We start from the raw sequence: 14464 nt of genomic DNA on the forward strand, positions 1-14464 counted from the left end.
CTTAGCGGTCCACGTCGGCCATAACGAAATCGATACTACCCAGGTACGCAATCAAGTCCGCGACCATCTCGCCTTTGATCACCGAAGGGATCTGCTGCAAGTGGGCAAAGCTTGGGGTACGAATCCGGGTGCGGTAGCTCATGGTGCCGCCATCGCTCGTCAGGTAATAACTGTTGATACCCTTGGTCGCTTCGATCATCTGGAAGGATTCGTTGGCCGGCATCACCGGGCCCCACGAAACCTGCAGGAAGTGCGTGATCAGGGTTTCGATGTGTTGCAGCGTGCGCTCTTTGGGTGGCGGCGTGGTCAGCGGGTGATCCGCCTTGTACGGGCCGGCCGGCATGTTGCGCATGCACTGCTCGATGATCTTCAGGCTCTGGCGCATTTCTTCGACGCGCACGATGCAACGGTCGTAGGCATCGCCATTGGCCGCCAGCGGTACTTCGAATTCGAAGTTCTCGTAGCCGGAGTACGGGCGCGCTTTACGCAGGTCGAAGTCGCAACCGGTGGAACGCAGGCCTGCACCGGTGACGCCCCATTCCAGGGCCTCTTTGGTGTTGTACTGAGCGACGCCGATGGTGCGGCCTTTGAGGATGCTGTTGTCGAGGGCGGCTTTCTGGTACTCGTCCAGACGCTTGGGCATCCAGTCGATGAATTCCTTGACCAGGCGCTCCCAGCCGTTCGGCAGGTCGTGCGCCACGCCGCCGATGCGGTACCAGGCCGGGTGCAGGCGGAAACCGGTGATGGCTTCGATGACCTTGTACGCGCGCTGACGATCGGTGAAGGTGAAGAACACCGGGGTCATGGCGCCGACGTCCTGGATATAGGTACCCAGGAACAGCAGGTGGCTGGTGATGCGGAAGAACTCGGCCATCATGATGCGGATGGTGTCGACGCGGTCCGGTACCTTGATACCGGCCAGCTTCTCGACCGAGAGCACGTACGGCAGGTTGTTCATCACGCCGCCGAGGTAGTCGATACGGTCGGTGTACGGGATGAAGCTGTGCCAGGACTGACGCTCGGCCATCTTCTCGGCGCCACGGTGGTGGTAGCCGATGTCCGGGACGCAGTCGACGATTTCTTCGCCGTCCAGTTGCAGGATGATACGGAAGGCGCCGTGGGCCGAAGGGTGGTTCGGGCCCAGGTTGAGGAACATGTAGTCCTCGTTGGTGCCGGAGCGTTTCATGCCCCAGTCTTCCGGACGGAAGCGTGCAGCCTCTTCTTCAAGCTGTTGCTTGGCGAGGTTGAGGCTGTACGGGTCGAATTCGGTGGCGCGGGCAGGGAAGTCCTTGCGCAGCGGGTGACCTTCCCAGGTCGGCGGCATCATGATGCGCGTCAGGTGCGGGTGGCCAGGGAAGTCGATGCCGAACATGTCCCAGACTTCACGCTCGTACCAGCTGGCGTTCGGCCAGATACCGGTGACGGTCGGGATGCTCAGGTCGCTCTCGCTCAGGGCGACCTTGATCATCACGTCGCTGTTACGTTCCAGCGACATCAGGTGGTAGAACACGGTGAAATCGGCGCCGCTCGGCAGGCCCTGGCGCTTGGTGCGCAGACGCTCGTCCACGCCATGCAGGTCATAGAGCATGACGTACGGCTTGGGCAGGTTGCGCAGGAAGGTCAGGACCTCGACGAGCCTGGCACGCGCCACCCACAGCACCGGCATACCGGTGCGCGTGGCCTGGGCGGTGAAGGCGTCAGGGCCAAAACGGTTATTGAGTTCGACAACCACATCCTGGTCGTCTGCCTTATAAGGCGGGATGTACAGAGCACTGCCTGTAGTCATGGTTTTTTATCGCTTTCGGTCAACGTAAAGAATGAAGCCAGGTTTTCGTTCTATAAAAAGAAGCGGGCTGGATCAGACTTCGTCGGGGCTGCGCAGGTTGGTGACTGCGATTCGCTGTTCGCGGCGCTGTTCCTTTTGGGACGGCATCTCGGCGCGGTACACGCCTTGATCACCGACGACCCAGGACAGTGGGCGACGCTCCTTGCCGATCGATTCCTGCAACAGCATCAAGCCTTGCAGGAAAGCTTCCGGGCGGGGCGGGCAGCCAGGCACGTAGACGTCCACGGGCAGGAACTTGTCCACCCCTTGAACGACGGAGTAGATGTCGTACATGCCACCGGAGTTGGCGCACGAACCCATGGAGATAACCCACTTCGGTTCGAGCATTTGCTCATAGAGGCGCTGGATGATCGGCGCCATCTTGATGAAGCAGGTACCGGCGATAACCATGAAATCCGCCTGACGCGGCGATGCCCGGATAACTTCGGCGCCAAAGCGCGCGATGTCGTGGGGCGCCGTGAAGGCGGTGGTCATTTCCACGTAGCAGCACGAAAGGCCGAAGTTGTACGGCCACAGGGAGTTTTTACGCCCCCAGTTGACCGCGCCACTCAGCACGTCTTCCAGCTTGCCCATGTAGATGTTTTTGTGGACTTGGTCTTCTAACGGGTCGGAAACGGTTTCCCGTTCGCCGATGGGGTACTGCTCGTTAGGAGCATCCGGGTCGATCCTGGTGAGATTGTATTGCATTGCCAAAGCCTCATTGTTTCAGCTTCGCTTGCCGCTTGCGACGAGCTTCCGGAGCCCAGTCAAGGGCGCCCACTCGGAACAGGTAGACAAGACCTGCCAACAGAATTGCTATGAAAACGAGAGCTTCGACGAATCCGGTCCAGCCGCTTTCGCGGACGGACACAGACCATGCAAAGAGAAAGAGGGCTTCGATATCGAAGATCACGAAGAGCATCGCGACCAGATAGAATTTGGCTGAGAGCCGCAAGCGGGCGCCACCTGTAGGCAGCATGCCGGATTCGAACGGTTCGTTTTTGCTGCGGCCCCAGGCTTTTGACCCGAGGAGGCTGGAGACGCCAAGCATGAAGGCGCAAAGGCCTACAACACCGAGAAGGAAAATGGCAAAGCCCCAGTTGTGGGCCATGAGTCCTGTCGCGTCGGTCATGCTGGAAATCCTTAACAGAGAGCAAAGGTCTCTGAGCTCGAAAAAGTAACGATGCAGTGACGATATGTCGCACTGCAATCAATCGCGGTGATTTTATGGCTAAACACCGGGCAAGTAAAATTCCCAGGGCGAAATTATTCGGTGGAATAAGCACATAGTGCACCTTCTTGGGGCTGTAGCCCTTGTGGCGTGGGCATTAGCGGGCTTTTCATCAAATATGTTTTGTTTAAGCTGTAACGAAGTTTTCAGGCGCTAAATGATAATGAATATTGTTTGCGCGGGGTTTAAGCGAGTGTTTCTCATGTGGCGCGGGAAGTTGCCGTTACTTGCTTGAGTGTCGCTTAGTTGTCGCAACGGTTCTTTTAACCGATCGGATGTGCGCGGATACCGCTCTGGATCAATGTTTTTAGCAAAAAACTATGGATAGGGCGCGGTCAATCTGGGAGCTGGCTTGCCTGCGATGGCGGCGGATCAGCTGAAACACCTGTCTCTGACCCACCGCCATCGCAGGCAAGCCAGCTCCCACCATTGATTTTCGGTGATTCCCAGGCAAAAAAAACGCCCCGAACCAGTCGGGGCGTGATTGTTGCGCGGCACTGCGGTTAGGTCTTCCGTGGGGCCGCAGTGGCCGTGTACGCGATACTTAGTGGAACTGCTCTTCTTCGGTCGAACCGGTCAGCGCGGTCACGGACGAGGTGCCGCCCTGGATCACGGTGGTCATGTCGTCGAAGTAACCGGTGCCCACTTCCTGCTGGTGCGCCACGAAGGTGTAGCCTTTGGCAGCGTCAGCAAATTCCTGTTCCTGCAGCTTCACGTAGGCCGTCATGTCGTTGCGGGCGTAGTCGTGCGCCAGGTTGAACATGCTGTGCCACATGTTGTGGATGCCGGCCAGGGTGATGAACTGGTGCTTGTAGCCCATTGCCGACAGTTCGCGCTGGAACTTGGCGATGGTCGCGTCGTCCAGGTTCTTCTTCCAGTTGAAAGAAGGCGAGCAGTTGTAGGACAGCAGTTGGTCCGGGTATTCCTTTTTGATCGCTTCGGCGAAACGACGGGCTTCGTCCAGGTCCGGCTTGGCGGTTTCGCACCAGATCAGGTCGGCGTAAGGAGCGTACGCCAGGCCACGGGCGATCGCCTGGTCCAGACCGGCGCGCACTTTATAGAAGCCTTCCTGGGTGCGTTCGCCAGTCACGAACGGCTGGTCATACGGGTCGCAGTCCGAGGTCAGCAAGTCTGCCGCGTTGGCGTCGGTACGGGCCAGGATGATGGTCGGTGTACCGGCCACGTCAGCGGCCAGGCGAGCGGCGGTCAGCTTCTGTACAGCTTCCTGGGTCGGTACCAGTACCTTGCCGCCCATGTGGCCGCATTTCTTCACTGACGCAAGCTGGTCTTCGAAGTGCACGCCGGCAGCGCCTGCCTCGATCATGCTCTTCATCAGTTCGTAGGCGTTGAGTACGCCACCGAAACCGGCTTCGGCGTCAGCCACGATTGGCGCGAAGTAGTCGATGTAGCCTTCGTCGCCCGGGTTCTTGCCGGCTTTCCACTGGATCTGGTCGGCACGACGGAACGAGTTGTTGATGCGCTTGACCACGGTTGGAACCGAATCCACCGGGTACAGCGACTGGTCGGGGTACATGGATTCAGCGGAGTTGTTGTCCGCTGCCACTTGCCAGCCGGACAGGTAGATCGCCTGGATGCCGGCTTTTACCTGTTGGACTGCCTGGCCGCCGGTGAGGGCGCCCATGCAGTTGACGAAATCTTTGTCGGGACGGAAGGACGGCTTGGCACCTTGGGTGACCAGGTTCCACAGCTTCTCGGCGCCGAGTTTTGCAAAAGTGTGCTCAGGTTGGACCGAGCCACGCAGGCGGACGACGTCAGCAGCGGAATAAGCGCGGGTCACGCCTTTCCAGCGTGGGTTTTCAGCCCAGTCTTTTTCAAGGGCTGCAATTTGCTGTTCGCGTGTCAGTGCCATGGGGAAAAACCTCGTCGCATAGGTCTAGGTGGAAAATTCCATTTGCCAGCCACGTAGAAAGTGCGTGGTGATGGCTGCTCGCTGACCAGAAGCTTGGGTGTTCAAGTCAAGTTCGGCGGGGTAGGCGACGGGATGAACGAGTGGCTCAAGGCGGAGTTGAGCAGGTAAGGGCAAACTGCAAACGGTCTTCGGGCGTCGTGGGCCTTTGTACGATTCATCAGTGCGTAGCCGGGTTACCTGGGTAGCTTCCGTCCCTCGGGACAACTTCGTTCCAGTCGCAACCTCGTCCAACGTGCCTTGTGGGCGGTACAGACACGGATCGGCTCAGGTGGGTAGCTTAGAGCGGCGATCCGAAGGCCCTTGCCAGGGCCCCTGATTAGCGGGAGCGAGGCCATCATGCCCATGCTTTTTTGGCTCGTCAAATGTTTTGTAGTGCTTTTTTCATGGCACTACATCTTTAGTCTAATGCGACTTGCCAGTCAGTTTTCGGTGCTTCAGTTCAGGGTGTCGACCTTGACCCGTAAAGTCAGGTCATCGCGGCCCTGAGTAGAGTAGCTGCGGGTTGTAGAGGATTTGTCCGCCTGGGTTTCACGATTGATGCCGGCCAGGGGGATCCATTCGCCCAGGCGGCCGCTGACGGTTGTGTCGGTGCTTTGCACGTTCACTACATCGGGACGTTCCTGGCTCATGCGGTCACGGTTGGTACTGATGGCCAGGTGTACGGTCTCGCCAGTGACGCTGGCGGTGACGTAAAAGCCCTGGGTGACGTTGCGATACTGGGTCTGGTTTTGCAGACGGCCATAGCTGTCCTGTTGCGTGGTGGTCAGCGGTACGCTCTGGCCGACCTGGATCAGCGCGGGCACGCCTTCGCTGGCCTGGATCTGCTGGATGCCGCCATCGCGGCTGGCGGTACCATAGCTGATGATGCGGGTCTGGCTGTCGCCGCTGTTTTGCTGGTTGGTTTCGTTGGTGTCGACAGTGATCAGCAGGCGTTTTGCCGGTGTATCCAGTTGCGAGAGCAGGGTGCGCAAGCCCTCGATCCTGGCGGGGTCGGCGTTAACGATAAGCTGGTTGCCGTAGGCGCTGACGGTGCCGTCCTTGCCGATGAAGTTCTGCGCCACGGGCAGCAGGTCGGCGCTGGTGCGGTTGCTCAAATTGACGACCTCGGTGGCGGCCATGGTCGAAACGCTGACGGTCAGGAGCAGGGCGGTGAGCAGGGTGCGTAGGGACATGTCCGTTATCTCTGCGAGTCATTTGCTTGATAGTGCCAGTTTGTCGGCCTGGTGGGTCGCAAGTTGAATCGTAGACGGCAAAATGCCCTGGCAGGCAGGGCATTTGTGGTGTTGCTGAAATCGCTATCGCAGGCGACGCGGACTCGGATCAGTCCCCGCGCACCATATCCACATGCGGAATCCCGACTTCAAGAAACTCATCGCTGACGATCTTGAAACCCAGCCGCTCATAGAACGGCGCCGCATACACCTGCGCACTCAGGAATTGCCGGGTCTGGCCGCGTTTCACCGCCTCGCCGATCACCGCTTCCATCAGCTTGTCGCCGACTTTCAGCCCACGCCAGTCCTTGAGCACTGATACCCGACCGATCTCGCCGCTGGGCAGCAATCGAGCGGTGCCAATCGGGAAGTCACCTTCGTATGCAAGAAAATGCATGGCGCCGGCATCGTCCGCGTCCCACTCCAATTCAGGCGGAACCGATTGCTCAGCGATAAATACCGCTTCACGAATGCGCCGAATCTCGGCGATATCCTTTTGCCAGTCCGCGACACTTACGTGAATCTTATTCATCCGCGAACCCCAGGCTGCCTTGCTTGACCAGTTCGCACAGCAGATTGCGGCCGTCTTCGTCGGCCAGCCATACGCTGAGGTTTTCGCTGTGCAGCGCGTCGGCCGAGCACACCAGCTTCAGCAGTTCACGCAGCTTGCCGGGCAGGTAACGGCTCTGGCCACTGGCAAACAACAGTACATCGTCGTCGACTTCGGACCAGGCCAGGCGCGCGCTTGGGTTGCGTACCAGGATCGCGCCATCCTGCAGGCTGTTGATGAAGTCTTCTTCGCCCAGCTCTTCGCCGGCCACCAGTTCCGGGTAGCGTGGCTCGGTCATGAACTGGCCGAACCAGGTCAGCAGCATGCGCTCGTCGCTCATGTGCTCGGCGAGCAGGCCCTTGAGGCGGTCCAGTGCGTCGCCCTGGATCTGGTGCGGGTCGCTGACCGGCTGGGCATCGGCGTCGGTGTAGCGCTCTTCGTCAGTCAGGTACTGGCTGAGGAAGTCGGTGAAGTGGGTCAGCACTTCGGCGGCGCTCGGGGCGCGGAAACCCACCGAGTAGGTCATGCAATCGTCTTCGGCAATACCGAAGTGGGCCAGGCGCGGTGGCAGGTAGAGCATGTCGCCCGGCTCCAGTACCCATTCGGCGCTTTCTTCGAATTCGGCGAGGATGCGCAGGTCGGCGTGTTGCAGCAGTGGGCTTTCGGAATTGCACATCTGGCCGATCTTCCAGTTGCGCTTGCCCTGAGCTTGCAGCAGGAACACATCGTAGTTATCGAAATGCGGACCGACGCTGCCACCCGGCGCGGCGAAGCTGATCATCACATCATCGATACGCCAGCTCGGCAGGAAGCGGAAGTGCTCCAGCAGCTCAGCCACCTCCGGCACGAACTGGTCGACCGCCTGCACCAGCAGGGTCCACTCGCGCTCGGGCAGGGTGCTGAAAGCGTCTTCGGCGAACGGGCCGCGACGCAGTTCCCACGGACGCTCGCCGTGTTCGATCACCAGGCGCGACTCGACTTCTTCTTCCAGGGCCAGGCCTGCCAGTTCGTCGGCGTCGATCGGGCTTTCGAAGTCAGGGATGGCCTGGCGGATCAGCAGCGGTTTTTTCTGCCAGTAGTCGCGCAGGAATTCCCGTGCCGTGATGCCGCCCAGAAGTTGAAGAGGGATATCAGGATTCATGTGTAACCTATTGAAAAAAAGCACTTTTAAGACAGGAATAAAAACGCCCGGCGCGGCCGGGCGTCTCAAAGGAGCTTGCTTGGATCAGATGCGCTTGGCTTGTTCTACAGCGTTGCCGATGTAGTTGGCCGGGGTGAGCAGTTTCAGCTCGGCCTTGGCTGCGGCTGGCATGTCCAGGCCGTCGATGAAAGTTTGCAGTGCCTCAGGGCTGATACCCTTGCCGCGCGTCAATTCTTTCAGCTTCTCGTAAGGGTTTTCGATGTTGTAGCGGCGCATCACGGTCTGGATCGGCTCGGCCAATACTTCCCAGCACGCGTCCAGGTCAGCGGCAATCTTCTGCTCGTTGAGCTCCAGCTTGCTGATGCCTTTGAGGCTGGCTTCGTACGCGATCACGCTGTGGGCAAAGCCCACACCGAGGTTGCGCAGTACGGTGGAGTCGGTCAGGTCGCGCTGCCAGCGGGAGATCGGCAGCTTGCTGGCCAGGTGCTGGAACAGAGCGTTGGCGATGCCCAGGTTGCCTTCGGAGTTTTCGAAGTCGATCGGGTTGACCTTGTGCGGCATGGTCGACGAGCCGATTTCGCCGGCAATGGTGCGCTGCTTGAAGTAGCCCAGGGAGATGTAGCCCCAGATATCGCGATCGAAATCGATCAGGATGGTGTTGAAGCGCGCAATCGCGTCGAACAGCTCGGCGATGTAGTCGTGGGGTTCGATCTGCGTGGTGTAGGGGTTGAAACCCAGGCCCAGCTCGTCTTCGATGAAGGCGCGGGCGTTGGCTTCCCAATCGATTTCCGGGTAGGCCGACAGGTGGGCGTTGTAGTTGCCCACGGCACCGTTGATCTTACCCAGCAACGGCACGGCGGCCACTTGAGCGATCTGGCGCTCCAGGCGGTACACCACGTTGGCCAGCTCTTTGCCCAGGGTGGTCGGCGAAGCCGGCTGACCGTGGGTGCGCGAGAGCATCGGCACGTCGGCGAAACGGATCGCCAGCTCACGAATGGCGTTGGCGGTCTGGCGCATCAGCGGCAGCATCACGTCATCACGGCCTTCGCGCAGCATCAGGGCGTGGGACAGGTTGTTGATGTCCTCGCTGGTGCAGGCAAAGTGGATGAACTCGCTGACTTGGGCCAGTTCCGGCAGCTTGGCTGCTTGCTCTTTGAGCAGATACTCAATGGCTTTGACGTCGTGGTTGGTGGTGCGCTCGATCTCTTTTACACGCTCGGCGTGCTCCAGGGAGAAGTTTTCCGCCAGGGTGTTCAATACAGCGTTGGCCTCGGCGGAAAACGCCGGCACTTCGCTGATGGCAGGGTGAGCGGCCAGGCGCTGGAGCCAGCGCACTTCAACCAGGACACGGGCACGGATCAGGCCGTACTCGCTGAAAATAGGGCGCAGGGCCTGGGTTTTGCCGGCGTAGCGGCCGTCAACAGGGGAAACCGCAGTGAGCGAAGAGAGCTGCATGGGGTGTTCTCGGACAGTCGGGCAACGAAATGGGGCGCGTATCATACATGAAAAATTCCGCCGGTCCGTCGCCAACTGACCGGCGTATTACGCGTAATGGCTTGAAAACAGCCCGCTGGTGCGACTTATTCGTTGCGCATCAACGGGTAAAGCTCTTTGAGTAATTTGCGCCGGCTGATCACCAGCTGCCAGCGATGACCGCCCAACTGGCGCCACAAGCGCGCCGAACGAATACCGGCCAGGAGCAGGGCGCGGATCTTCGAAGCGTTGTTCGGTTGTTGCAGGTTGCGCATATCGCCGTGCACCTGGATGCGCTGGCGCAGGGTGCTGAGGGTGTCCTGGTACAGCGCGCCGCAGGCAGCGACCACGTTCTCGTGGGCCGGGCCGAAATGCTCAACCTGAGATTGGATCTGCGGCAGGCGCTTGCCGATGGTGTCCAGCAGGTCGTCACGCTTGGCCAACTGGCGCTCAAGGCCAAGCATCGACAGGGCATAACGCAACGGCTCGCGCTGCAATGTGCTGGGATCGCGCTCCAGGGCGCCGATCAAGGCGCGATAGCCTTCACGCAGGGCCAGGTCGTCGCCGCCATAAACCTCAAGGGTGTCCTTGGGGTCACGGATCAGCAGGCTGCCGAGCATGCAGGTCAGGCCGGCTTCCGTGACCTGGCCGGTCTTGGCGATCTTGTCCACCAGTACTGCAGCGAGAAAGACACCGCCAAGGGCCGTCAATTGCTCCTGGGTCGGGCTCATGCCGGGTGGCTCCAGGCTTGGGCCACTTCAATCACGCCGCCGCCCAGGCAGACTTCGCCGTCGTAGAACACCACGGATTGGCCTGGGGTGACCGCGCGTTGCGGATCATCGAAGGTGGCGCGGTAGCCGGTGGCAGTCTTTTCCAGCGTGCACGGCTGATCGCTCTGGCGATAGCGCACTTTGGCGGTCAGGCGGCGTGGTGTGCTCAGGTCGATCGGGTTGACCCAGTAGATCTCGGAAGCGAGCAGGGCGCCGGAGAACAGCAGCGGGTGTTCGTTGCCCTGGCCGACCACCAGCACATTGTTTTCCAGATCCTTGATCAGCACGTACCAAGGCTCTTCACCGGCGTCTTTCAAGCCGCCGATGCCCAGGCCCTGGCGCTGGCCGATGGTGTGGTACATCAGGCCGTGGTGGCGGCCGATCACTTCACCTTCGGTGGTCTTGATTTCACCCGGCTGCGCCGGCAGGTACTGCTTGAGGAAGTCGCTGAAGCGGCGCTCGCCGATAAAGCAGATACCGGTGGAGTCTTTCTTCTTGGCGGTGGCCAGGCCGTGTTTCTCGGCAATCTTGCGCACTTCGGGTTTTTCCAGCTCGCCGACCGGGAACAGAGTCTTGGCGATCTGTTCACCGCCCACGGCGTGCAGGAAGTAGCTCTGGTCCTTGTTCGGGTCCAGGCCCTTGAGCAGTTCGGTGCGGCCATCGATATCGCGACGGCGCACGTAGTGGCCAGTGGCAATCAGGTCGGCGCCGAGCATCATCGCGTAGTCGAGGAACGCCTTGAACTTGATCTCGCGGTTACACAGGATGTCCGGGTTCGGCGTGCGACCGGCCTTGTACTCGGCCAGGAAGTGCTCGAACACGTTGTCCCAGTACTCGGCGGCGAAGTTGGCGGTATGCAGCTTTATGCCAATTTTGTCGCATACGGCCTGGGCGTCCGCCAGGTCGTCCATGGCGGTGCAGTATTCGGTTCCATCGTCTTCTTCCCAGTTCTTCATGAACAGGCCTTCCACCTCATAACCCTGCTCCATGAGCAGAACGGCGGAAACGGAAGAGTCCACGCCGCCGGACATGCCGACGATGACGCGCTTCTTTTGTGTGTCAGAAGGGGCTGGATCACGCATAGGGTTTCAACGGGTGTCTTGAAAAAGGACGCGATTCTATCAGGCCCGAGCCGCTAAGGCTAAAGAGAAGGGCGGATCAATTCGAGACTGTGCCTGTGGCCGGCCAGATAATCATCGATACAGCGGATGATCAGCTCGCTGCGCCAGTCGTCGCGCACGGCCATCAGCTCGTCACGGGTTAGCCAGCGGGCGCGCAGGATGCCTTCGTCAAGTTGATAATCCGGGTGATGTTTAAGCGCCTTGGCGATAAAGCACACGCGCTGATAGGTCACGCCATTGCTCGGCGCGGTGTACAGATAGATGCCGACAATGCCGGTGGCTTCTACGTCCCAACCGGTTTCTTCAAGGGTTTCGCGCACGGCGGCTTCGGTCAGGGTTTCGTTCGGGTCCAGGTGGCCGGCGGGCTGGTTGAGCACGGCTCGGCCGCCCTTGAGTTCTTCGACCATCAGGAACTTGCCGTTGTCTTCGACGATGGTGGCGACGGTGATGTGGGGGAGCCAGGTCATTGCAAGCCTCGGTATCGGGAAGGTGACTCGGTCAATGTGGGAGCTGGCTTGCCTTAATGCCAGTCAATTAAGGCTTTTCTGTAGGAGCGAGCTTGCTCGCGAAAAACGTCAACGATAACGCGTGCTTGCTGAATGAACGCGGCGCCTTTGAGTTTTTCGCGAGCAAGCTCGCTCCTACAGGCTGTAATCGCAGGCAAGCCTGCTCCCACATTTGATTGGGTTTCTTCAATGAAGTCCCTACAAACAGAAACCCCGGCACTTGGCCGGGGCGTCTTTGCATCCTTACAACCTTACTTCAACTTGGCAATCGCCGCATTGAGGGTGTTGCTTGGGCGCATGGCTTTGCTGGTCAGCTCAGGGTTCGGCGCGTAGTAGCCGCCGATGTCCACTGGCTTGCCCTGTACGGCGTTGAGTTCGGCAACGATGGTGGCTTCGTTCTCGGCCAGGGTTTTTGCCAGTTCGCCGAACTGCGCTTGCAGTGCAGCGTCTTCGGTCTGGGCAGCCAGGGCCTGGGCCCAGTACAGCGCCAGGTAGAAGTGGCTGCCGCGGTTGTCGATGTTGCCGACTTTGCGCGATGGCGACTTGTTGTTGTCCAGGAACTGGCCGGTAGCCTGGTCCAGGGTCTTGGACAGCACCAGGGCTTTCGGGTTGTTGTAGGTCACGCCCAGATGTTCAAGGGACGCGGCCAGGGCCAGGAACTCGCCCAGGGAATCCCAGCGCAGGAAGTTTTCTTCCAGCAGCTGCTGAACGTGCTTGGGTGCCGAACCGCCAGCACCGGTTTCGAACAGGCCACCGCCATTCATCAGCGGCACGATCGACAGCATCTTGGCGCTGGTGCCCAGTTCCATGATCGGGAACAGGTCGGTCAGGTAGTCGCGCAGTACGTTACCGGTTACCGAGATGGTGTCCAGGCCCTTGCGGGTGCGCTCCAGGGTGAACTTCATCGCATCGACCGGGGCCATGATGCGGATATCCAGGCCTTCAGTGTTGTGGTCTTTCAGGTATGCCTGAACTTTCTCGACCACTACGCCATCGTGGGCGCGCTTTGGGTCCAGCCAGAAAATGGCCGGGGTGTTGCTGGCGCGGGCGCGGTTGACCGCGAGCTTGACCCAGTCCTGGATCGGCGCGTCTTTGGTCTGGCACATGCGGAAGATGTCGCCGGCTTCGACGTTCTGTTCCATCAGCAGGTTGCCCTGGCTGTCGGTGACGCGAACCACGCCGTCAGCCTTGATCTGGAAGGTCTTGTCGTGGGAGCCGTACTCTTCGGCTTTCTTGGCCATCAAGCCAACGTTTGGCACGCTGCCCATGGTGGTCGGGTCGAAGGCGCCATTGGCCTTGCAGTCTTCGATGACCGCCTGGTAGATGGTGGCGTAGCAGCGATCCGGGATCACGGCCTTGGTGTCGTGCAACTGGCCGTCGGTGCCCCACATTTTGCCGGAGTCACGGATCATGGCCGGCATCGAGGCGTCGACGATCACGTCGCTCGGCACGTGTAGGTTGGTGATGCCTTTGTCGGAGTTGACCATCGCCAGGGCAGGGCGGGCGGCGTAGACCGCCTGGATGTCCGCTTCGATCTGCGCTTGCTGATCGGCCGGCAGCGCTTTGATGCGGGCGTACAGGTCGCCGATGCCGTTGTTCAGGTTGAAGCCGATCTGCTCAAGTACGGTCGCGTGCTTGGCCAGTGCATCTTTATAGAACTCGGCAACGATCTGGCCGAACATGATCGGGTCGGAGACCTTCATCATGGTGGCTTTGAGGTGAACCGACAGCAGCACGCCTTGCTTCTTGGCGTCTTCGATTTCAGCGGCGATGAAGCTGCGCAGAGCTTTCTTGCTCAGTACGGCGGTGTCGATGATCTCGCCGGCCTGGACACTGGTCTTTTCTTTCAGGACGGTGGTGGTGCCGTCCTGGGCAACCAGCGCAATTTTGACAGCGTCGGCGGCTTCGATTTGTACGGCTTTTTCGCTGCCGTAGAAGTCACCATTGCTCATGTGGGCAATGTGCGACTTGGAGTCGGCAGCCCAGGCGCCCATTTTGTGCGGGTGCTTGCGTGCGTAGTTCTTGACCGACAGCGGTGCGCGACGGTCGGAGTTGCCTTCGCGCAGTACCGGGTTCACGGCGCTGCCCTTGACCTTGTCGTAACGTGCACGGGTTTCTTTTTCCGCGTCGGTGGTTACGGTTTCCGGGTAGTCCGGCAGGGCGTAGCCCTGGGCCTGCAGTTCCTTGATCGCGGCTTGCAGCTGCGGGGTCGAGGCACTGATGTTCGGCAATTTGATGATGTTGGCTTCAGGGGTAACGGCCAGGTCGCCCAGTTCGGCGAGGTGGTCCGGGATAGCCTTGGTGCCCAGTTGCTCGGGGAAGCTTGCGAGGATGCGCCCTGCGAGGGAGATGTCGCGGGTTTCAACGGCAATATCAGCGGAAGCGGTGAAGGCCTCTACGATAGGCAGCAGTGAATAGGTGGCGAGGGCTGGGGCTTCGTCGGTGAAGGTGTAGATGATCTTCGAGCGGGTGGGCATATTCGGATTAACTCTCTTCTTTGCTGAAAGCGTGCGCAGAAACTCGAGATGCGCCGGGTGGAGCGCGTTCGTTCAAAGTCATCCATGAGCGAAATGTCGAGGTTTCTTCGCGGTGATGTTGGGTTGCATCAGTCGAGCGTCAAGCGTTTGGACTATTGTAATAGTCCTGCTTTCTGGCTGAGGGCTACTGTCTAGAGCGGTCAGCCGTCGTGACTCTTTGGTCAGCGGC

The 14464-nt window shown here is 59.9% G+C and carries 12 protein-coding genes; all 12 read right to left on the reverse strand.

Annotated elements, in window-relative coordinates; genetic code table 11:
- Window position 1: 1 nt before the first annotated feature.
- The 12 genes from nuoC to JFT63_RS03195 all read right to left on the reverse strand — a co-directional run bounded on the left by nuoC (window position 2) and on the right by JFT63_RS03195 (window position 14235).
- A complete protein-coding gene (nuoC, locus tag JFT63_RS03140; RefSeq protein WP_005789116.1) occupies window positions 2-1786 on the reverse strand; it encodes an NADH-quinone oxidoreductase subunit C/D in 1785 nt (594 codons plus the stop codon).
- Between the two features lie 72 nt (window positions 1787-1858).
- Complete coding sequence (locus tag JFT63_RS03145; protein WP_003174719.1) at window positions 1859-2533, reverse strand: NuoB/complex I 20 kDa subunit family protein; 675 nt, start codon at window positions 2531-2533, stop codon at window positions 1859-1861.
- Window positions 2534-2543: 10 nt separating this feature from the next.
- Window positions 2544-2957 (reverse strand): NADH-quinone oxidoreductase subunit A, encoded by a 414-nt coding sequence (locus JFT63_RS03150; protein ID WP_003192109.1) that lies wholly within the window; start codon window positions 2955-2957, stop codon window positions 2544-2546.
- A gap of 643 nt (window positions 2958-3600) precedes the next feature.
- Window positions 3601-4926, reverse strand: a complete 1326-nt coding sequence (aceA, locus tag JFT63_RS03155; protein WP_003174717.1) for an isocitrate lyase — start codon at window positions 4924-4926, stop codon at window positions 3601-3603.
- A 494-nt stretch (window positions 4927-5420) separates the two neighbouring features.
- A complete protein-coding gene (locus JFT63_RS03160; protein WP_057703104.1) occupies window positions 5421-6158 on the reverse strand; it encodes a secretin N-terminal domain-containing protein in 738 nt (245 codons plus the stop codon).
- A gap of 148 nt (window positions 6159-6306) precedes the next feature.
- Window positions 6307-6729: a GNAT family N-acetyltransferase gene (locus JFT63_RS03165; protein WP_057703105.1), complete on the reverse strand. Its 423-nt coding sequence runs from the start codon at window positions 6727-6729 to the stop codon at window positions 6307-6309.
- Window positions 6722-7888: a ribosomal protein uL16 3-hydroxylase gene (locus JFT63_RS03170; protein WP_057703106.1), complete on the reverse strand. Its 1167-nt coding sequence runs from the start codon at window positions 7886-7888 to the stop codon at window positions 6722-6724. Before JFT63_RS03170 ends, JFT63_RS03165 begins: the two co-directional genes overlap by 8 nt.
- 84 nt (window positions 7889-7972) lie before the next feature.
- On the reverse strand, window positions 7973-9343 hold the full coding sequence (gene purB, locus JFT63_RS03175; protein WP_010209589.1) for an adenylosuccinate lyase: 1371 nt from the start codon (window positions 9341-9343) through the stop codon (window positions 7973-7975).
- A gap of 125 nt (window positions 9344-9468) precedes the next feature.
- A complete protein-coding gene (hflD, locus tag JFT63_RS03180; RefSeq protein ID WP_198708655.1) occupies window positions 9469-10092 on the reverse strand; it encodes a high frequency lysogenization protein HflD in 624 nt (207 codons plus the stop codon).
- The gene (mnmA, locus tag JFT63_RS03185) at window positions 10089-11213 is read right to left on the reverse strand and encodes a tRNA 2-thiouridine(34) synthase MnmA (protein ID WP_057703108.1); all 1125 of its coding nucleotides are present in this window, start codon (window positions 11211-11213) and stop codon (window positions 10089-10091) included. Before mnmA ends, hflD begins: the two co-directional genes overlap by 4 nt.
- 59 nt (window positions 11214-11272) lie before the next feature.
- Window positions 11273-11719 (reverse strand): NUDIX hydrolase, encoded by a 447-nt coding sequence (locus JFT63_RS03190; RefSeq protein WP_057974909.1) that lies wholly within the window; start codon window positions 11717-11719, stop codon window positions 11273-11275.
- Window positions 11720-12009: 290 nt separating this feature from the next.
- Window positions 12010-14235: an NADP-dependent isocitrate dehydrogenase gene (locus tag JFT63_RS03195; protein WP_198843437.1), complete on the reverse strand. Its 2226-nt coding sequence runs from the start codon at window positions 14233-14235 to the stop codon at window positions 12010-12012.
- Window positions 14236-14464 lie beyond the last annotated feature (229 nt).

It is taken from the genome of Pseudomonas sp. MF7453, assembly GCF_016405455.1.
In the GTDB taxonomy this organism is placed as follows: Bacteria; Pseudomonadota; Gammaproteobacteria; order Pseudomonadales; family Pseudomonadaceae; genus Aquipseudomonas; species Aquipseudomonas paralactis.